The sequence below is a fragment of the Caballeronia sp. GAFFF2 genome, from assembly GCF_023631485.1.
In the GTDB taxonomy this organism is placed as follows: Bacteria; Pseudomonadota; Gammaproteobacteria; order Burkholderiales; family Burkholderiaceae; genus Caballeronia.
In genome coordinates, this window is sequence record NZ_JALQDA010000027.1 from 811,512 (window position 1) to 832,554 (window position 21,043).

Below are 21,043 nucleotides of genomic sequence, written 5' to 3' on the forward strand. Positions count from 1 at the left end.
CGTCAATCGGCCGTATCGGCGCCCGCCGGGATATTCGCACGCACCGCCTTCCCCGGACCCGGCGACCATGCCGGACGCGCCTTTCTCGCCGTATCGACGACGACCAGAAAGTGACCCGCCCAGGGCGTCGCGTTACGCGTGGACTTGAGTATCCACATCGACTGACCTTCGGCGGCACGGGCTTCGTATTGCGCGTCGAGGATGCCGCGATGATCGAAGAAAGTATTGAGCGTCGACGGTATGCGCACGCAGCCTTTCGAATGGCGCATGCCGAGAAGCGGTTCGAGTTTCTGCGGATCGGTGGCGTGCATCTGGAAGCGCATCGGCGAGATGCCGCCCTTGCCCCAGCCGCGCTCGCCATCGGCCCAGCCGAAGTCGTAGATGCGCATGTCGCGCGCGCCGTATCCGCGAATCTTGAACTCGTTGAGCGTGCCTTCCGCGCGAAAATCCATGTTGCCCGGCACGTGCTGAAACACGCCGAGCGGCGTGACGAAGTGATCGTAAGTGCCCGGCCGTCCTGTCGATACCGGCGATGCGCCGATCAGCGACCAGGCATCGGCCGGCTTCGCGCGGAAGAAAAGCATGAGCGCCTGCACGTTCGCGCTGCGATCGATCAGCACGACGAACTCATTGGCGAGATCGCCATGTCCGCTTTCATCGAGCGCATGCTGCAACACGCGACCGTAGGCCTGCTGATCCGCTTGGGAAACGCTGAGACGCCGGTCCACCTCTTTCGCGAAAGTCTGTCGCATGGCGAAGGCTCCGGCGGGCGGCAGGCCACGGCGTTGCGCCAAGTTGGGCTCGGGCGGTTCGGGCGGCAGCGGGACTTCGGGCGCCTCGGCCTCCGATGCGGCACTCGCGGCCGATGCCGGTTCCACGGTCGATGCAGCAGAGGCAGCAGAGGCCGCCGACGCCTCCGAGGCTCCCGAAGCAACTTGCGGCTTCATCGGCACCGGCATGCCGGGCAATGCGCGTTCGGGCGCGCTTGCACTCAATGGCACGCTTGCGCCTGGACTCAACGGCGGCGATGCGGGCGTCGACGTAACGTGCCCCTGGAGCACGTTCGCAGGCGATGTGCTTCGCTGCAAACCCGACGGCGCACTTCCATTCGAAGAAGATGCCGAAGCGGACTCTGACGCAAGACGCGCCTGCTGCGCGCCCACCGCCCCCGCATACGCCACAAACGCGGCAGCCACTCCAACGACGATTGCTCTCGCGCCAAATGCTGTTTCTCTATTCCCTGCCAGATGCATTGATTAATCCGCCTTGCCTGACCAGACTCAAGCCTGGCGATCCATATCGATCGCCCAGCCCCGAACATTCAAGAACCGATGCACGCAAAGACGCGCACCGGCTTCGTTCGTTGCATCTGGCGCAGCAAAGTTCATTCCGTCGATGGGCCCGAGAACGCGCCGCACGTCATGCTGGACAAATTCGGATAGCGGTTCGGCCAGTCGCCGGACATGGTCGATTGCGCATCCTTCAGCGTCATGTCGCCGGTGCAGACACAGCGTTTGAGATAGACCGCGAGCCGCTCCTTGCGGCGCTGTCCGGCACGGCCTTCCCAGCGGCGCAGATCGAGATTCGCGGGCGCATTGGGCAAGCCGCCGAGCAATACGGGCATGCGATGATCCAGCGCATATTCGGATGCGAACGAAGCATCGATGCCACGTTGCTTGAGCAGTTTTTCTTTCTGGCGCATCTGCGTCTCGAACGACGGCAGCACGCGATCGACATAACCCGGCACGCAGATCGTCTCGACGATGGTCGACTGCGTGACATGCGGATCGAGCCAATCGGGACGCTGCGCCCGCGAGCTTGCAGGCCACACCATGAGCGCGCCATTGAGCGTGATCAAGAGCGCGCCAAACGCCGCGCGCGCGGGACGAGCGGCAGCGGTCGCATAAGCATGACGCGCGAAGCGTCGCTTGAAGATGGGTATATCCCTTCGATCCATGCCTCGGAAGTGCAAATCATCATGCGGCCAATGCGACGCCGCTTATTTTTGAGATATTGAACAATCGCATTAGAACACACCAAAGGCGTGCATCGCGCTGTGGCTCAAAAGTCCGCGAGCCGATCCGTGGATGCGTGCGGCAAGGTCTGCGCCGTACTCGCCGCACTCGAAGACGCAAGCGCGGCGTCGAGCGCGCGGCCGAGCGCAAGCGCCTCGGCATGAAAGGAGCCGTAAGCGACCGCGATGCTGGCGTCGTCCTCGCCGTTGCGGTCTTCGTCGATGGCGCGATCGCATACGTGCTGCAAGGCGACGCATGCATCGGTGAAGCGCACGGCGCCGACCAGCGACGCCGCCCCTTTCATGCGATGCGCGATGTCGCGCAAGAGCGCGTGGTCGCAAGCATCGAACGCGGTCTCGGCGTCGATCAGGTCTTGCGCATGCGCGGATTTGAGGGTGCCGGCGAGCGTCGCGGCCTGATCGCCGTAACTCGCGACAAGCGCGCTGTCGAAGACCTCTGCCGCTTTCTCCCGCACCGGCCCGCTTCGCCGCGCTACACCTTCGGTCGCCGCGACGAGCGCATCGCGCAGGCCGTCGAGCGAGATGGGCTTCACGAGGCACATCGTCATGCCTGCCGCGACCGCGCGTTGCGCCGCCTCCGGTTGCGCGTTCGCCGTGAGGCCGACGACAGGCAACGGCCGCGCCTTTTGCACGCGCGCGCCTTCGTCCCCGCGGATCGCCTGCGCGAGTTCCTCGCCGCTCATTTCGGGCATCGAGCAATCGGTGAGGATCACATCGAACGCGGATGGATCGCCGCGATAGCGGACGAGCGCGCTGCGGCCATCGACGGCCAGTTGCGGCGCGCCGCCGAGCAGCCTGATCTGCCCTTCGAGCACGATCCGGTTCGCCGGATGATCGTCGACGACGAGTACCCGCAAGCCCGCGAGCGTCGCACCGGTTGGAGCCACCGATGCGTGCTCCGGCGCGCGTCCCACTTCGGACGACGACGCCTCCGGCAAGCTCACGCAGACCGTAAAGCGTGTGCCGCGTCCCGGCTCGCTTTCGAGCGTGATCTCGCCGCCCATCATCGTGACGAGCCGCTTGCAGATGGTGAGGCCAAGGCCCGTGCCCGAATAGCGGCGCGCGCCGCCATCGTGTGCCTGCACGAACGGCGTGAAAAGCGCGCCTTGCCGCTCGGGCGCGATGCCCACGCCCGTGTCCGCGACCGCGAATGTCAGCGCCCGCGTGCCGGCCTGTGGCGCGTCTACACGGTAGTCGAGCGTCACCGCCCCGATATCCGTGAACTTGATCGCGTTCGATAGCAGATTGCCGACGACTTGCCGCAAACGCTGCCCGTCGGCAAGCAACCAGGCTTCGCCCGAATCCGCGCGGCGCACGATCAACGCGATACCCTTGGCGCGCGCGGCGGGCTCGTATATCGCGGCCACGCTCGTCATCCACGTTTCGAGTTCGAGCGGCGCGGGCGTGAGGACCAGCCGCTCGGCTTCGATTTTCGCGACGTCGAGCAGATCGTCGATCATGCCGAGCAAATCCGCCGCCGCGCGATGCGCCGTGCCAAGCGCGCGTTCGGTCGCGGCGCGCTCGCCGGGCGCGCGCAGTTCCAGTTCGATGAGGCCGAGCACCGCGTTCATCGGCGTGCGGATTTCGTGGCTCATGGTGGCGAGGAACGTCGACTTGGCGCGGTTCGCCGTTTCGGCTTCCTCCTTCGCCGCGCGCATTGCCTGTTCGGCGGCAATCCGGCGCACGATCTGTGTGCGCAGTGACACCGCCCAGCCGATCAGCGCGAAAACCAGCGCACCGCCAAGCAGCGCGCCTACCTCGACTTGCGGACGGCGGCGCTCCCACAATGTCTCAGGATGATCGCCAAGCCGCCAGCGCCCGCGCAGCGCTTCGAGTTGATAAGCGCGAAGATGGCCAATCGCGTCGTTGATAATGCCGAGCAAGATCGGCTCATTGCGCAAGACGAGAAAGCCTTGCTCGAGCGGTTTGCCGGAAAGCACGCCGCTCACCACGAGCTTGCCGCGGTAAGGATTGGCGACCGCGTAATTCGCGAGCGTCAGATCGACCAAAGCCGCGTCGGCATCGCCGTTCACGACCGCGCTGAACTGCGCGTCGAATGACGGCATCTCGACGATGCGCAGATGCCGCACGAATTCGCGCTTCAACGCCAGGGCCGAAATCCCGGCCGGAAGCGCCACCCGCTTGTTCGCGAGCGCGGTCTCATCGCGCAGGGGCGCCTGACCCGCACGCGTGACGATGCCGACCAGACTCTCGCCGAACGGCACGGACGCCGTGAGCGGCACCGGTTGCCATGCGGGGGAAACGCCGTAGGGTGTGAACATGGACTTACCGCTCGTCAGGTCGGCGGCAATCTGAGACAAAGAACCGCGCATTCGCGCTTCGAAGCGCAAGCCCGTTCCCCGCGAGATCACATCGAGCAGGTCGGCGGCGAGACCCGCAGGTTCGCCGTGCGAATTGCGGAACATGAGCGGCGGAATTTGCGAAAGCATCGAGTAATGCACGACTGGATGCGCCTTGATCCACGCGCGCTGCTCGGGTGTCAAGTCGAGCGGACGATCCAGCGTCACCGCGGTCATCGAAACGTACCAGCGCGCGTTCATCGTCAGCAGGAAATTCGGCGGCAACTGCGCCAGCGCGGCATCGACACGCTCACGCAATGCGCGCGCGGCCGGCCGGTTGGCTGCGAAAGCAAAGCAATAGCCGTCCGCATCGAACGGTGTAAAACCGCGCGCGCCGATGTTCGGCAAGTCCAGATGACTGATGACATACACGGCGGTCGTCACGTCGCCGACGAAGCCGTCGGCACGGCCGAGCGAGACGGCCAGCGCGGCGGCGAGCACATCCGGATACGCCTCCGGCTGCAAGGACGGATACGCCGCATGCAACCGCGCGGGGTCCATCTGCGTGTCGACATAAGCGAGCCGATGCGTCGGCGCATGTGCCGCGAGCGGCGCGAAATACACCGGCTTGACCGGAAAATACGAATGGCTCAGTTCGAGCGGCGCACGGGCATCGAAGCCCGCCGAACTCGTCGCCATGTCGATCTCGCCGCGTTCGAGCGCGGCCAGCATCGCGGGACGATCCGGATACAGGCGCCATTGCGGCGTCATGCCGAGCCGCTCGGAAATGGCGTTCAGAACATCGACCGAAATGCCGCGCAACGCCGAAGAATCGGATGGCGCGCCGGACACGGCCAGTTCGAGCGGCGGCACCATGCCCGGCACCGCGCCGACGATCAGCGGCGGTGCCGCGAAGGCATCGCCGAGCCACCAGCCGAGCAGCACACAAAGCGTCCACAGCAAACGGCGCGAACGCTGTCGCCGTGTTCCGTCAGCTCGACGAATCGCAGAATGAAACAAGCCGCACCCCCGAAATCGAGCGGTGCGGCCAGTGTCTCAAAAACGCGCCGGCGCGCCTATCGCCGGCGCGCCCACGCACGCGCCCTGCGTTGCACGGCGCGAAACGCGTGCTGCCGGACGATTACGCAGGCACCGACTCCGCCTTCTGCGCGCGCGACCACACGCGATGCTTGCCCAGTGCTTCGATGAAGGTCTTGAGGACGGTCTTCGCGTCGCTGCCGACGACCACGCCTTCATCGCCGCCAGGCAGATGCGATGCGGCAAGCACATCCTCGCCGTCGCCAATCGCGCCGATCGCCTTCAGATGCTTGAACGATTCGAGCACGAAGTGGCGCGCGTCGCCGGATTCGGACAGCGTCTTGGCGCTTGCCTTGCCGTCCGCGATGATCATTCCGTCGAACATGATGGACGGCATGCCGAGGATGGTGGCGTCCGCTTCAATACCTTCGGCAGGGAACCCGAGCGTCGGCGAGATGACGAGCGCTTGCGCGCCGCCCGCCGCGAGTGCTTCCTTGACGGCCTTGATGCTCGCGGCATCCGCGCCCTTCGCGGCGAGAATCGCGACCTTGCGCGTCTTGATCGACGGCACGGCCTTGGCGATGATCGACAGCGCCGGCGATTCCGTCACCGACGACTTGCCGAGTTGCTCCGGGCTCGCGTTTTTCTTGGGCGCGGGCATGCCGAGATTTTCCGCGACGCGCGCGGCCAATACCTCGTCGATGTTCGCGAGCAGAGCAAGTTCGCGTTCGCGGATGAACTTGCGCTCTACCTTGCTCAACTCGAACGAATACGCGCCGACGATGTGATCCTTCTCCGGCTGCGTCTGGCTGTTCCAGAAGAGCGTTGCTTGCGAGAAATGGTCGGCAAACGACGGGCTGCGCACGCGAATCTTCTCGCCGTCCACGCGTTCCGTGTAGGTTTCGAAGCCGCCGCCCGATGCTGCCGGCGCCGTTTCCTTCGGCCAGCCGCCATCGATCGAATTCGGCTCGTAGGAAGCCTGACCCTTGTCGATGGTCTGGCGATGCATCGCGTCGCGTTGACCGTTATGCAGCGGCGCGATCGGGCGGTTGATCGGCAACTCGTGGAAGTTCGGGCCGCCCAGACGGCTGATCTGCGTATCGGTGTAGGAGAAAAGACGTCCTTGCAGGAGCGGGTCGTTCGTGAAGTCGATGCCCGGCACGATATGTCCCGGACAGAACGCGACCTGCTCGGTTTCCGCGAAGAAGTTGTCGGGATTGCGGTTGAGCGTCATCTTGCCGAGCATCTTGAGCGGCACGAGTTCCTCGGGAATGATCTTGGTCGGATCGAGCAGATCGAAGTCGAACTTGTGCTCGTCTTCTTCCTCGACAATCTGCACACCCAGTTCCCACTCGGGATAGTTGCCCTTGTCGATGGCTTCCCACAAATCGCGACGATGGTAATCGGCATCCTTACCCGCGATCTTCTGCGCTTCGTCCCACAGGAGCGAAGCCGAACCGATGGTCGGCCGCCAGTGGAACTTGACGAAGCGCCCCTTGCCTTCCGCGTTCACGAAACGGAACGTGTGAATGCCGAAGCCTTCCATGGTGCGCAGACTCTTGGGAATGGCGCGGTCGGACATCGCCCACATCACCATATGCGCCGACTCGGGCACGAGCGAGACGAAATCCCAGAAGGTGTCATGCGCCGACGCGCCTTGCGGAATCTCGTTATGCGGCTCCGGTTTGACGGCGTGCACGAAGTCGGGAAACTTGATCGCGTCCTGGATGAAGAACACGGGCATGTTGTTGCCGACCATATCGAAGTTGCCTTCGTCGGTGTAGAACTTGACCGCGAAGCCGCGCACGTCGCGCACGGTATCGGCGGAACCGCGCGAGCCTTGCACGGTTGAGAAGCGCACGTAGACCGGCGTCTCTTTCGACGGGTCTTGCAGAAAACCGGCCTTGGTCAAGTCGGCTTGCGACTCGTACACCTTGAACACGCCATGCGCCGCCGAACCGCGCGCATGAACAATGCGCTCCGGAATACGCTCGTGGTCGAAGTGCGTGATTTTTTCACGCATGATGAAGTCTTCGAGCAGCGACGGACCGCGCGCTCCAACGCGCAGCGTGTTCTGGTTATCGGAGACTTTTACACCCTGGTTCGTGGTCAGGGCTTGATTCGTTGCATCGCTGCGGAAGGCTTCGAGCGATTCGATCTTCTTATTGGTCGCGGCGTTCGGGCTCTGCGAAGGCGGACGCGCGGTGCTGTTCGTGGGTTGCTTCTTTGTTGCCATTTGAGGGGACTCCTTGGGGAAGATTGCTTTTAGCCTTTCGGGCCATTCGCAAGCCTTGTTCCCGAAGGAGATAGGGTTTCCGCTTGCAGCGGCACGCCCGGCGGGGCGCGACGGGCGAAGCCGAAGCCTCGCCCGCTTGTGACTATAAGACACCAGTACTCGCTGGCGACAATGCCTTCTCCGCCGTTACCTTCTGCAAGGAAATGATGCGCGTCATGGCCGCATGGTTCGACGTGGCCTCGTTGTACATCTTCGCGAGATCCGCCTTCAGTTGCGTGCGCGATGCTCCGTCGAGATAAACCATATGTCCCGATGGATAAAACGCCGCGGAAAGATTCTGCCTGACGACGCTGTTGATCAACGGCATCTGCTGAAGGTCGATGATGGTCTGATAAAACGGCGTCACGAAGTCATATAGGCCGTTCGCGGACAAGACCTTGAGATCCACGTTGAGCGCCATCACGGCGGCCAGATCGCCCGCTGTATAGAGCACGACGTTGCCTTTCGAATCCAGTCCCTTCTGTTCGCCGGTCGGGTCCGTATGCTTGAAGTCCCAGTTGAGGAAAGCCTGGTCGTTCAGGTCCGTGAATGACGAAGTGGACGTGAATTTCAACTGCTCGTTGAGATAGCTGTTCCACATGGTCGTGTAGACGCCGCTCACCGCTGTCATGGTCGGATCGTTGCCGCCCGAGTTCGGATCGATCTTGCCCGCGATGCCCGTCGAAATAGCCGTCACGCGCCCGTCGTACGAGCCGAGCGATTCGCCCTTCGACTTCAGGAGCGTCGTCAGAAAGAGCGAATTGCCACGGCTGTCGTAAGCCGCGATATCCAGACTCCACGCAAGCAGCGTCACCTTGTCGATGCCCGTGTATTCGGAAAGCTTCTCGACCACTTCATCGTCGGTCTGCGGAAACTTGCGCAACGCGTTGAGATAGTCCGAGCGCGAAAACTCCGCGACTTCCTCGGCAAAGTTCAAGAGGTTGGTCGGCGTGGGATGCACGCCGAGCTTCTTGTGATACCACGCATCCGCCGCGGCGGTAGGCAGCGCGCCGACGGGGTTGCCCGCCTGGCGATAATCGAGAATCGACGATTGCAGGGTGATGCCGTTCAGATCGACGCCATCTTCATGCAGCCGGTACGCCAGGACGCAGCTGCGCGCCGTGCCATACGATTCGCCAAACAAGAACTTGGGCGAGTTCCAGCGGTTGTTCTTCGTCAGATAGCGCTTGATGAACTGCTTGATCGAATCCGCATCCTGATCCACACCCCAGAAGTCGCGGTTCTTGTTCGGCGCGATGGCGGCGGAATAGCCCGTTCCCACGGGATTGATGAAAATCAGATCGCTCTTGTCGATAAGACTGTCCGCGTTGTCCTCCATCTCGTAGGGCGCGGGCGGCGTGAAGCTCGGCATGGCGGTCTTGATGCGGCGCGGCGCGAACGAACCGAGCAGCACGAACACCGAAGACGAGCCTGGCCCGCCGTTATAGAAGAACGTGAGCGGCCGTTGTTCTTCCTTTGCGCCGTCCTTCGTGAAGGCGACATAGAACATCTTCGCATCCGGCTTGCTGCTGCTCGGGTCCACTGTCACGAGGTGGCCGACCGTAGCCGTGTAAGCGATCCTCTCGCCGCCCACGGTCACGCTATGGTGCGTGATCGCGGCGTTTTCGTCGGCTTCGGTCGCCTCGACGGAATCGTCGGGACCGTTGCCGTAGGCGACGGGATCGAAGTACGGCTGATCTTTGCTCTTCGGCGTTTTCTTCGCCGCTGCGTGCGCGTTGCCGTGCGCCGGTTCTTCGGGTTTGTCTGCGCCTGCTGCTGCCAGTGGATCGGAGTTCATCTTGAACGCTCCAGAATCGTCATCGTGGTTGTTGTTCACTGTCACTGCCCGTCTCAACTCGTGCTCTTCGCGGGTTTGAGCGCCGCCGCGATCTTCGCGCCGTCCGGGCTGCCAAGCCCCGTGCAGGCATCCCATCCCGCCGCTGCCGCGAAACTGCCGTTATCGCCTTGCGTGATGTCGTGGAACGCGCCCTTCGCCTTGTACAGCTTCGGATTGATGAAGCCTGCGGGGGAACCGTTGATCGCGTTGATGCGAGCGATCAGCGCGGCCCACAAAGGCGCGACCGCGCTCGTGCCGCCGACGACCGTCTGCTCGCCGTCGATCAGCACTTCGTAGCCGCTTTGCGGCGAGGCGTCGCCCGATACATCCGGCACGCCGCGCTTGGCGAGCGCCGTCGTCTTGCCGCCGGCATGCGCGACGCTCAGCCCTTTCTGCCACGAAGGCAGCGCGAACACGCCGCTCACACCGCCGCCACCCGATCCGCCCTGATCGCCGTCGTTCCACACGACTTCCTTCGTGATCTTCTGCGCGGATGCCGCGACGCTCGTGCCGCCGCAGCCGAGCACGTAGGGACTGGACGCCGGGAAATCGACGTGATCCGCGCCGTCGCCGACGCCGTCGGTCGAACCGCTGTCGCCCGATGCCACGCATACCGTGACGCCGAGCGCCGCCGCGCTTTGCAGCACGTCGTTGAACGCGCCGATGGATTGCGCCGACCAGTTGGATTCCGGTCCGCCCCAACTGATGGACACCACGGACGGCTGGTTGGTGTCGTCGTGAATGGCGCGATTGACGGCATCGACGAAGCCTGCGTCGCTATTCGGCGCGAAATACACCGCGATGCGCGCGCCCGGCGCGACCGCTCCGGCGATTTCGATGTCGAGCGTCACTTCGCCGTCCGGACCATTCGGATTGCCCGTGGGCGCGTTCTTCGCGTCGTCCACGCCGACGGACACCACTTTCGGCGGTTTCACGCCGAGCTTCGAGAAGTACGCCGTCAGGTCGCTGGTCTTGTAACCGCCGCCGAGCTCGATGATCGCGATGCATTGCCCCGCGCCGTCGCCTTCCGGGAAGTCATAGAGTTGCGCGAGATCGAGCGGCGAAAACGACGATGCCGTAAGGCCGCGCGCCGGTTTGAACGGCGGCCGGAAACGGAAATGCGGACGCGCTTGCGGCTTGCTGTCGAGGCCGAGCACGGCGGTGACGGCGTCGTGCACTTCGTCGGGAACATGAACGGGTCCCGCCTGGCCGCGATACTCGCCCATGTTGTGATGCTGGAAACGTTCGAGCTTCACGTCGAACGCCTTCTGAAACTGCTCGATGGTGCCCTTGAGCACGACGCTGCGCGTTTCCGCTTCGGCGCGCACCACCGTCAGGCCGTATTGCTCGGCGAACTTCTTCACCTTGTCGACGTCTTCCTGCGACGCGCCGAAGCGCTTTCCGAAGTCCGCGCGGGTCACGGACTGCGCCGGGGCGTCGCCGGCTTCGATGTGCTTCATCATCTGATCAAACGCTGCTTCGTCCTTGCGGCGCAGCATGACGATGACTTCGATCTGCTCGCCAGGATCGCACGCGCCGACGCACTTCGCGTCTTCGGGGTTGCTCTTGCCGCTGCCGCTTACCGGTTGCTTTGCCATGGTGTCGATGCTCCTCGTTGGCAATTCGTTTTAGGCCCGATCCTGCTGCTTGGCGCATCCGGCGCATGTCGTTTCTTTCGATGCTTTCGCTCTGAAAAACGTGCGCGCCGCATATCGTCTTATTTTCCGCAATCGATTGCAATTGCTCGGACCGTTGATTGAAGGATGCAGTTCCGGCAGGACAAAGCGTGTCTCGATATCGAAGTTAGTTATTTGCCTTCTAGCTGCTTTTTGTCTCGGTCGGCAACGATGATGCCGCGCGCGCCGACCCGCAAGAATGGGTCGCGGCAACGGCTAACCCGTTCGCTCTTGCGCGTACTCCTTGCGCACGCCTTGAGGCAGCCAGGGCTCGCGATGCTCGCACCAGAGTTCGTAGGCAGGCTCGAAAACGCCGGTCAGATCGAACGCGCCGAGCGGCACATCGACTTCGTCGCGCGTCACGTACTCCATGTACGCCACGGAGCCGCATTCGGGACAGAAATGACGCCTGCCTTCGTCGGAACTGCGCCACGTCGATGTGCGGCCGGAAAACTCCACGTTGCCGCGGTGATAGATGACGTAGGAGCCGAACGCCGAGCCGTGCACGCGCCGGCACGTCATGCAATGGCACATGCCGACGCGCAACGGCCGGCCCATCGCGCGGAACCGGAAAGCGCCGCACGCGCAGCCGCCTTCGTGCGTCACGGTTTCATCGATTGCTTCAGTTTGCTGATTCATCGAGCGACTCCTTGAATGTTCCGTTTTGCCGCACTGCACCGCCGGCACCGATCCGCCCCCGTGTTTGTTACGATAGCCCTTCGCGACTGCGACCTGCGACCTGCGGCAATCGACAGCGACCGACAGCAACCCACAGCAACCATCAGGCACGGGCGGCACCCATGAGCACATCGAGCACGACTCCCACCTTGTCACTCCTTAAGCTACTGCCCGGCGTGGCATCCGAATCCGGCCCAGCCGCGTCCGATCTCGTCGCGCATGTGCTCTCGCACGATCGCTTCAACTCGGCAGCCAACGCGCCCGCCCTGCGCGAAACCTTTCGCGACGTGACGGTCGAGGAAGCGATGTCCGACGAGTACGTCTTCCCGCTCGGCCAGACCGGTCAGTCGATCGTGCTGACAGGCTATCGTATCGCGGCGGGTCATATCGCCGAACGCGCCGCCGACGAATGGCTAGAACTGGCGCATCGGGACCGCATCGCGCGCGGCTTGCCGGCCATGCCGCAGGCGCACGAACCGGCCCTCGCGCCCGATCCCGCCGAGGCCGATCAACTCCTCGACCGCGCGGTGGAATGCGCGCAGCGCATTCTCGACCCGGTGGCGAGCGAACAGATTCTCTCTCTCTTCGAGACGCACTATCGCGGCAGCCGCGAATTTTTGCGGCTCAACTGGGAAGGGTTGCCAGAAGATCTCGTGCCGGAATCGCGCCGACCGCTCGCCGTGCTCGCCTCGGCGGAACGGCGTGAAAAGCGCGATTACGATCCCTACGGCCTCGAAGGCGCCGCCGATTACGACGTCGACCGGCCGCTCGCGTATCGCGAGAAGATCGGGCCGTTTCTCTTCACGATGACGTATCGCCACGAGTATCCGCAAGTCGACGACGAACGGCTTGGCACCGCCTTTGCTGTGTTCCACGAGGCGGGCAGCGATATCGTCGCGGCCGCGGTCAAGCTTCAACTCGTCAAGGTGCCGCCGCTTCACAGCAGCGCTGATCTCGTCTATACGCTCGACACCTATTCCGGCGAAATGCTGTCGCTCGCGCTCGCGGCCACCGAGGCGCTCGGTCCCGAACGGCTGTGCGAAGTGTTCAATGCGCATCGCGTGATCTATATCAGCCTGTGGGAAGTGCGCAAGCCGTGGCGCGGCGAGGGTCTCGGCGTCGCGCTGTTGCACGAGGCGCTGGAACGCCTGCCCGCCGATGTCGATGGCCGCCCGAACGCGTTATGCGTCGCGCCCGAGCCGTATCAGACCGACATGCGTCACTTCGACAAGCTGCCCGCCGTGCTGCGCGAGGAACTGAAGACGCCGGCGCGCAGGCTCGCGACTCATCTGAGCAACTGGCTGTCGCGCTCGAAGCTGCCTATCGCCACGCATTTCTTCGTGCCAATGGCGCGGCACGCGGGCATCGGTTCGGCGGGAGAGAACGCGCGGCTGATCGACCGGATCATGGAAAGCGAAGCCTGAGGAAGTCGCTCTACAAGCCAGCCATGCGCACGCGACATGGCTGGCATGCGCAGATTTCGATTGTGAGGGGATTTTGGCGTGCCTAGAGTGCGTCGATCCCCTCACCTTTCGATCCCCACCATGACGCTTCGCCTCTCGCGGTTTCTGCGCGGCCTGCTCGCCGCTTCGTTCGCCCTCGCCGTCTCGTTCGCCCATGCGGACACGCTCGACACCATCCAGAAAAACGGCGTGGTGCGCATCGGCGTATTCATGGACTATCCGCCGTTCGGCTCTATCGGCCCGGACATGAAGCCGCAAGGCTACGACATCGAGATGGGTGAATACTTGGCGCGCGCGCTCAAGGCGAAAGTCGAGTTCGTGCCGATCACCGGCGAAAACCGCATGGCTTATCTCGCCACGCACAAGGCCGACTTGCTGCTCTCGGTCGGTCAGACGCCCGAGCGCGAAAAGGTGATCGATTTCTCGCGGCCTTATGCGCCGTACTATCTGGCGGTGTTCGGACCGAAGTCGCTGGCGGTGAAGACGACCGCCGATCTCGCGGGCAAGTCGGTAGCGGTGGCGCGCGGCACGCTCGAAGACTTGAGCGTAAGCAAGGTCGCACCGCCCACGGCCGATATCAAGCGTTTCGAAGACCCGAACGGCGCGATCTCCGCGTTTCTGGCCGGACAAGCGCAATTGCTGGTAGTCGGCAACGATGTTGGCGCAACGATCATCGCGCGTAATCCGCCCGTGCAGCCCGAGCAGAAGTTTCAGTTGTTCAGTTCGCCGGATCATGTCGGATTGAACAAGGACGAGCCCCGACTCTTGAAGGAAGTCGATGCGGCGATCGTTCAAGCGAAAAAAGACGGCACGCTCAACACGCTTTCGACGAAGTGGCTGAAGGCGCCGTATCCGGCGGATCTTTGAGCATTTGCCAACGGCATGGCTTGCATGGGAAGCCGGCGCTGCCGGCTTTTTCTTTTGCGCCTTGCAACGCAAAGCCCGTTTTGCAGGCGCTGGCACGAAAGACGGTTAGTTGCCGTCGCGCTTATTCATCCATATTCATCCGTTTGTCGCCGAAGCGCGTATAGACAGGCATTTGCTCACCGCTTCGCACCGCTCAGGAGAACGACGATGAAACCAGCGATCCGCTTGGCCGCCCTTGCAGCATTCGCCATGAGCGCTGCGGCATCGGCGCAGACAATGGACCCGGCCGCCGCACCTCAAGCCATGCCGATGCCTACGCCCATGACGATGGCCGCCAACACGCCGCTTTCGCGCGCCGAAGTCCGCGCGGACCTTGCACGCGCTCGCGCCGATGGCACCATCCCGCGCTACGGCAATCCCGATCCATACGGGCCGGCGCGTTCGGCGCGCGGCGCACCGGGCAGTTATCCGCGTAGCTGAGTATCGCGTTGCCAGACGGTCAGCGCATCGGCGACGCGCTCGATCACATCGTCCCAATCTCCGGGCGCTTGCTGTCTGAAAAGCCGCGCGGTCGGATACCACGGGGAGTCGTCGCGTCCGGCGAGCCAGCGCCAGCAAGCATTCGAGCACAGCGGTATCCACAACGGCTTGCCAAGCGCGCCCGCGAGATGCGCCACGGATGTATCCACGCTGATGACGAGATCCAGCGATTCGATGAGCGCGGCGGTATCGGCGAAATCGGTGACTTCGTTCATCGGGTCGGACAAACGCCAGGCGTCGGGCAGCGCGGCACATTCCGCGCGCGCCGTCGCGCCCTTCTGAAGACTGACGAAGTGCACGCCGGGCAAGGTCAGCAAGCGCTCGCATTGACGCGCGGCGAGCCAGCGGCGGCTGAAAGCGGCAAAGGCGTCGCGCAGTCCCGGACGCGGCTCGCCTGTCCAGGCAATGCCTGCTTTCAACGTGCCCGCGGGCAACCGAGCGCGCCAGAACTCGACCTTTTCGCGCGGTGCTCGCAGATAAGGAACGGTCGATGGAATAGTCGCGAGCGTCGTCCCCATGAGGAAAGGCAGGCTCATCAGGAAGCAACTGTAGTCGTGGGCCGGTAGCGCGTGCAGATCGGCCGGCGCGATGCATGCGTCCACGCAATCCATCGCGCCGATCAACGCGACCAAGGCCGGCGGGCAGACCACCGTCAGACGATCTAGCCCACGCACCTTGAGTTCAGGAAGGTAACGGCTGAACTGAATGGTGTCGCCGAAGCCTTGCTCGGCCATCACGATGAGTGTCTTGCCCGTCAACGCTTCGCCCTGCCAGCGCGGACCCGGCAACGCTGGCGGAAGCGCGCCGCGCTGCGCGAAGCGCTCGTCGCAGCGAGCCTCGAAGAGCGGCCATCCTTGTTCATAACGGCCCGTGCCGAGCAGCAAGGTGGCCAGATTCATCTGCGCATCGACGCACTCCGGATCGATCGACAGCACGTGCCGGAAGGTCGCTTCCGCATCGGCGAGACGTGTTTTGTCCTCACGATACACGTTGCCGAGATGCAAATGCGCCGCGATGAAATCCGGCCGTATGGCCAAGGCTTTTTCATACGCGGCTTGCGCTTCGTGCAGGCGGTCGAAACGGCCATGAGCGCTTACGTCGTAGATCGCATCGGCGAGATTGAAATGCGCATCGGCGTTTTGCGGCGCAAGGTCGACGACATGACGATACGCGACTTCCGCCTCGGCGAGCCGCCCTTGTTCCCCAAGCACGATGCCCAAATTGGTGTACGCCGCCGCGTAGTCCGGCCGCAAGCCGACAGCCCGCCGATACGCATGCTCGGCATCGACAACGAGCCCGGCATCTTTCAAGACGTTGCCCAAGTTCAGATGCGCGTCCGCGCAGTCGGGCCGTGCGGCAAGCACGTGCTCGAACTGTGCGCGCGCCTCGTCGAGCTTACCCAAGGTCCGAAGCACGTTGCCAAGGTTATTTCGTGCTTCGGCAAAGGCAGGCTGTGCATCGATCGCGTGGCGATACTCAGCCTCGGCCTCCGGCAACCGGTTCGTGCGCGCGAGCAACGCGGCAAGATTCGCATGAGCCTCGGCGAAATCGGGCTTGAGCGCGAGCGCGCGACGATAACCCTCCTCGGCTTCATCCGCGCGCCCTTGCCGATCAAGCACGTTCGCGAGGTTGTAATGCGCGACCGGATAGTCCGGAAGAATTTCGAGCGCGTTCCGATAAAGCGTTTCCGCTTCACGATAACGCTGCAACTCGTTGAACAGATTGGCCAGGTTGTTGCGCATCCCGGCGTCGTCGGGACGCGCATCGATTGCGCGCAGCCAGTAGCGCTCCGCTTCGTCGTGACGTTCGAGTCGATAGGCGCAGACAGCGGCGAGATTGAGCGCGTCGGCGTCGAGGACCAAGGGCGCGAGCGTCTCCAGCGCTTCGGCGTAGCGTCCGTTCGAATAGAACGCAGCCGCTTCGTGATAGCGATTCGTATCGGATGACATGGGTTGGATAGGTGTTTCAAACATGTCGAGCCACGGCGAATGGCGGCTGACGTCGAGCGAATATTTTGAGGCGCGCTCGATGATCGAAGCGTCACAAAGTGCGCCATATGGCGCTCGCCGGGCGAAACGGCCATGTTCGCGTCATCTTTGCCGACACGTTTTCGCAGCTTATTTACGCAGCCATGCAGTATTTACTTGCATGGTCCGTGTTCAGACGAGCGAGTAGTCGGGCGCACCAGCGTCTGCCGGCGATGGCATTGGACTTGCTGTCACTCTTGGCTTGCGCGAATGGTCGAACGTTCGGTCGTCTTACAGCGATCGAACGAAGGCGGCTCGCGTATCACGCGCCATCCTCAAGACCTCAGGGACGTGGTTCATCGAGACCTGCACGGCGTGGCGCGCCCAACCGAACGAGCGAGGAGCATTCAATCGCCATGTCCCCAGTCAAAACGCCTTCACCCCTTTCACCCGATACACGCGATACCGACGACGCGGCCCAGAAGCCGTCGCGTCGGCGCTTCCTGCAATCGGCGGCAGCGAGCGCGGCCGTAGCCGCCGCGCCGCTTGCGTCGACCGCGCGCGCGCAACAGCAAGCTGCAACGCCCGCCATCGCGCCACCCGTCACCTCCGCGCCGACGATGCCGGTCAAGCTGACCATCAACGGTCATCCGTACGAGCTTCAGGTCGAAGCGCGCACGACCTTGCTCGACGCCCTGCGCGAATACGCCGACCTCACCGGCACGAAAAAAGGCTGCGACCGTGGCCAGTGCGGCGCGTGCACGGTAATCGCGGGCGGGCGACGCATCAACTCGTGTCTGACGCTTGCCGTGATGCACGAAGGCGAGAGCATCACGACCGTCGAAGGCTTGGCTCCCGGCGGCGATGCGCTCAGCCCGTTGCAGCGCGCGTTCATCGAAAAGGATGCGTTTCAGTGCGGCTACTGTACGCCCGGGCAGTTATGCTCGGCGACCGCGCTCATCGACGAATACCGTGCAGGCGATGCCAGCGCCGCCACCGCCGACGTGCGCTTCCGACCCGCGCAACTCTCCGACGATGAAATCCGCGAGCGTATGAGCGGCAATATCTGTCGCTGCGGTGCGTATCCGAATATCGTGGCGGCGGTGAAGTTCGTCGCTTCGTCGCAAGGTTAAGGGAGAGCACATGGACGCGATCTCTTATCAGCGCGCCGCCGACATCCGTGCGGCGCTGCAGGCGGCCAGCCAGCCCGGCACGATGTACATCGGCGGCGGCACGAATCTGCTCGATCTCATGAAAGGCGGCGTGGCGCGACCCACTCGTCTCGTCGATATCACCCACATCGACGCCCTGAACGGCGTCACGACCTTGCCCGATGGCGGGCTGCGCATCGGCGCGCTGGTGCGGAATAGCGACGCCGCGAATCACGCGTGGGTGCGCGAGCGCTATCCGCTCTTGTCGCAGGCATTGCTTGCGGGCGCATCGGCGCAATTGCGCAACATGGCGACCGTCGGCGGCAACCTGATGCAGCGCACGCGCTGCTATTACTTTTACGACACGGGCTTTCCTCAATGCAACAAGCGCGCGCCCGGCAGCGGTTGCGCCGCGCTCGAAGGCAACAACCGCATTCACGCGATACTCGGCGCGAGCAGTCAATGTGTCGCGACCAATCCCTCCGATATGAGCGTCGCGCTCGCCGCACTCGACGCCGTCGTGCGCGTGACCGGCCCGCAAGGCGAGCGGACCATTCCGTTCGCGGAGTTCCATCGGCTGCCGGGTGACCGGCCCGATCTCGATACCACGCTCAAGCCCGGCGAACTCATCACGGCGGTCGATCTGCCGCCGCCGCTTTTCGCGGGACATTCGAAGTATCTGAAAGTGCGCGACCGCGCGAGCTATGCGTTCGCGCTCGTCTCCGTTGCCGCCGCCTTGCAGATGGACGGCAACACCGTGAAGGCCGCGCGCATCGCGTTGGGCGGCGTCGCGCACAAACCGTGGCGCGCGAACGCGACGGAAAGCGCGCTCATCGGCAAACCACTCGATCGCGCGTCGCTGCAAAACGCGGCCGCGCTTGCCGTGCGCGATGCCAGGCCGCTGCGCGAGAACGGCTTTAAGGTGGCGCTCGCCCAGCGGGCGATCGTTCGGGCAGTGGAACAAGCGGGAGGCACGGCATGAGCATCATCGGCAAACCATTCGATCGCACCGACGGCGTGCTCAAGGTCACGGGCCAGGCGCGCTATTCGGCCGACAACACCGACGCCAAGCTCGCGCATGCGGTGCTGATCACGAGCACGATCGCCAAGGGCCGCATCGCCTCTATCGATACCAGCGGTGCCGACACGATGCCCGGCGTGCTGCTCGTCCTGACGCACAAGAACGCAATGCGTCTGCCCAACGGCGGCGTGCCCGACGCGCAACCGCCCGCCGTGCGCAAGCTTACGCTCCTGCAAACCGACGAAGTGCGCTACAGCAACGAGCCGGTGGCGGTGGTCGTCGCGGACACGCTGGAACATGCGCAAGGCGCGGCGCGCCACGTGATCGTCCGCTACGAGGGCGCCATGCCAAACGCGGAATACGTGCATGCGCGCGGCACGGCGTATCAACCCGAAAAGATGATGGGCCGCCCGATCACCACGAGCCGCGGCGACGTCGATGCCGGTCTGCGCCAAGGTCAGACGCGCCTCGACGCCGTCTATACGACGCCCTACGAGCATCACAATCCGATGGAGCCGCACGCGACGCTCGCGCGCTGGGACGGCCCCAATCTCACGCTCTACGATGCGACGCAAGGTGTTTCCGGCGCGCGCGGCGCGGTATCGAAATTTTTCGGCATTCCGGAAACGAATGTGCGCGTGATCTGCCCGTTTGTCGGCGGCGGCTTCGGGTGCAAGGGCTCGGTGTGGTCGCATGTCGTGCTGGCGGCAATGGCATCGAAACAGACCGGACGTCCCGTGAAGCTCGTGCTCGAACGTCCGCAGATGTTCGGCATGGTCGGCAACCGGCCGTTCACCGAACAACGCATTCAGGTGAGCGCGCACGGCGACGGCACGATGACCGGCATGAAGCACGACGTCATCTCGACCACCTCGACCTTCGAGGACTGGACCGAGAGTTCGGCCATTCTCACGCGCATGTTGTACGCGGTGCCGAATCAATCGACCTCGCACAAGCTCGTGAAGCTCGACATCGGCACGCCGACATTCATGCGTGCGCCCGGCGAGACGAGCGGTTCGTTCGCGCTCGAAACCGCGATGGACGAACTCGCGTATCAGTTGCACATGGACCCGCTCGCGCTGCGCATGAAAAACCACGCGAACATGGAGCCGCAAGAGAAAAAGCCGTGGTCCAGCAAGTCGCTGATGGAGTGCTATCAGCGCGGCGCGGAAAAGTTCGGCTGGGCGCGCCGCAACCCGGCGCCGCGTTCGATGCGCGACGGCAACACGCTGATCGGCTGGGGCATGGCGACGGCGACGTATCCGGCGAACCGCAGCGAGGCATCGGCGATCGCGCGCATTCTGCCCGACGGCACGGCGATGGTCGCTTCCGGCACGCAGGATCTCGGCACCGGCACCTACACCGTGATGACGCAAGTCGCCGCCGACGCGCTCGGTTTTCCGCCCGACTTCGTGCGCTTCGCGCTTGGCGATTCATCCTTGCCGAAGGCGCCGGTATCGGGCGGCTCGCAGTCGGCGGCGAGCGTGTCGCCAGCGGTGCGTGCGGCGGCCGCGCAGGCGCGCGATCAGTTGATCGCGATGGCGCTCGCGGATCGCGGATCGCCCGTCGCCGGTTTGTCGCGCGAGGACGTCACGGTGAGCAATGGCTGGGTCGTGAGCGTTTCGACGCCGGACAAGCGCGATCCCGCGGCGGCGATCATCGCGCGAAACGGCGGCAAGGCTATCGAAGCGACGGCCACGGTGCGCCCCGGCGACGAGAAAAAGCAGTACTCGTTTCACTCGTTCGGCGCGGTATTCGTGGAAGTGCATGTCGATGCGGACCTGGGCATCATCCGCGTGCCGCGTGTCGTCGGGGTCTATGACGTCGGCACCTTGCTCAACGAGAAGACGGCGCACAGTCAGTTGATGGGTGGCATCGTTTGGGGCGTGGGCTCGGCGCTTTTCGAGAAGGGCGAACTCGACGGCCGCTACGGCCGCTACACCAACGCCAATCTCGCGGAGTATCACGTGCCGGTGAACGCGGATATCGGCTTGCTGGATGTTTCCTTTGTCGGTCAGCCCGATCCGCATATCAATCCGGACGGCGCGCGCGGCATCGGGGAAATCGGCATCACGGGCGTGGCGGGCGCGCTCGGCAGCGCGGTGTATCACGCGACCGGCGTGCGCGTGCGCGACTTGCCGATCACGCTCGATAAAGTCATGCCGAAGACGATGGTGTAGTGCGGAAGAAAAGGT

Annotated in this window: 14 protein-coding genes; 6 read left to right on the top strand and 8 right to left on the bottom strand. The window is 63.9% G+C overall.

The annotated features are described in order from the left end of the window. Positions 1–2: 2 nt before the first annotated feature. The 7 genes from NCT04_RS20095 to NCT04_RS20125 form a co-directional block, all read right to left on the bottom strand. Entirely contained in the window at positions 3–1,001 is a 999-nt protein-coding gene (locus tag NCT04_RS20095) for a L,D-transpeptidase (RefSeq protein ID WP_502800677.1), read from the bottom strand. 383 nt (positions 1,002–1,384) lie between these two features. Next, positions 1,385–1,957: a hypothetical protein gene (locus NCT04_RS20100; protein ID WP_244829310.1), complete on the bottom strand. Its 573-nt coding sequence runs from the start codon at positions 1,955–1,957 to the stop codon at positions 1,385–1,387. Positions 1,958–2,061: 104 nt separating this feature from the next. Next, positions 2,062–5,280 carry an ATP-binding protein gene (locus NCT04_RS20105; RefSeq protein ID WP_250467390.1) on the bottom strand — a complete coding sequence of 1,073 codons (3,219 nt, stop codon included), beginning with the start codon at positions 5,278–5,280 and terminating at the stop codon, positions 2,062–2,064. A gap of 196 nt (positions 5,281–5,476) precedes the next feature. Then, positions 5,477–7,633, bottom strand: coding sequence for a catalase HPII (katE, locus tag NCT04_RS20110; protein WP_350030019.1), 2,157 nt, complete (start codon positions 7,631–7,633; stop codon positions 5,477–5,479). A gap of 118 nt (positions 7,634–7,751) precedes the next feature. After that, entirely contained in the window at positions 7,752–9,446 is a 1,695-nt protein-coding gene (locus NCT04_RS20115) for a S10 family peptidase (protein ID WP_250467392.1), read from the bottom strand. A 53-nt stretch (positions 9,447–9,499) separates the two neighbouring features. Further along, positions 9,500–11,083: a S53 family peptidase gene (locus NCT04_RS20120; RefSeq protein WP_250467393.1), complete on the bottom strand. Its 1,584-nt coding sequence runs from the start codon at positions 11,081–11,083 to the stop codon at positions 9,500–9,502. Between the two features lie 294 nt (positions 11,084–11,377). Further along, complete coding sequence (locus tag NCT04_RS20125) at positions 11,378–11,800, bottom strand: GFA family protein (RefSeq protein ID WP_250467394.1); 423 nt, start codon at positions 11,798–11,800, stop codon at positions 11,378–11,380. A gap of 188 nt (positions 11,801–11,988) precedes the next feature. Between NCT04_RS20125 and NCT04_RS20130 the strand changes: the two genes are divergently transcribed. The 3 genes from NCT04_RS20130 (at position 11,989) to NCT04_RS20140 (ending at position 14,649) form a co-directional block, all read left to right on the top strand. Then, a complete protein-coding gene (locus NCT04_RS20130) occupies positions 11,989–13,263 on the top strand; it encodes an inositol monophosphatase (RefSeq protein WP_244829303.1) in 1,275 nt (424 codons plus the stop codon). Positions 13,264–13,383: 120 nt separating this feature from the next. Beyond that, entirely contained in the window at positions 13,384–14,169 is a 786-nt protein-coding gene (locus NCT04_RS20135) for a transporter substrate-binding domain-containing protein (RefSeq protein ID WP_244829302.1), read from the top strand. A 207-nt stretch (positions 14,170–14,376) separates the two neighbouring features. Further along, the gene (locus NCT04_RS20140) at positions 14,377–14,649 is read left to right on the top strand and encodes a DUF4148 domain-containing protein (protein WP_244829301.1); all 273 of its coding nucleotides are present in this window, start codon (positions 14,377–14,379) and stop codon (positions 14,647–14,649) included. Here NCT04_RS20140 and NCT04_RS20145 read toward each other — a convergent pair. Continuing rightward, complete coding sequence (locus tag NCT04_RS20145) at positions 14,634–16,658, bottom strand: tetratricopeptide repeat protein (RefSeq protein ID WP_250467395.1); 2,025 nt, start codon at positions 16,656–16,658, stop codon at positions 14,634–14,636. The genes NCT04_RS20140 and NCT04_RS20145 overlap by 16 nt on opposite strands. Before the next feature lie 434 nt (positions 16,659–17,092). On the opposite strand from NCT04_RS20145, the gene NCT04_RS20150 reads away from it, so the two are divergent. Genes NCT04_RS20150 through NCT04_RS20160 form a run of 3 tightly spaced genes read left to right on the top strand, consistent with a single transcriptional unit; the run spans position 17,093 to position 21,028 of the window. Further along, positions 17,093–17,809: a 2Fe-2S iron-sulfur cluster-binding protein gene (locus tag NCT04_RS20150; protein ID WP_250467396.1), complete on the top strand. Its 717-nt coding sequence runs from the start codon at positions 17,093–17,095 to the stop codon at positions 17,807–17,809. Positions 17,810–17,819: 10 nt separating this feature from the next. Beyond that, positions 17,820–18,809 (top strand): FAD binding domain-containing protein, encoded by a 990-nt coding sequence (locus tag NCT04_RS20155; RefSeq protein ID WP_250467397.1) that lies wholly within the window; start codon positions 17,820–17,822, stop codon positions 18,807–18,809. Further along, entirely contained in the window at positions 18,806–21,028 is a 2,223-nt protein-coding gene (locus NCT04_RS20160; RefSeq protein ID WP_250467398.1) for a xanthine dehydrogenase family protein molybdopterin-binding subunit, read from the top strand. Before NCT04_RS20155 ends, NCT04_RS20160 begins: the two co-directional genes overlap by 4 nt. Positions 21,029–21,043 lie beyond the last annotated feature (15 nt).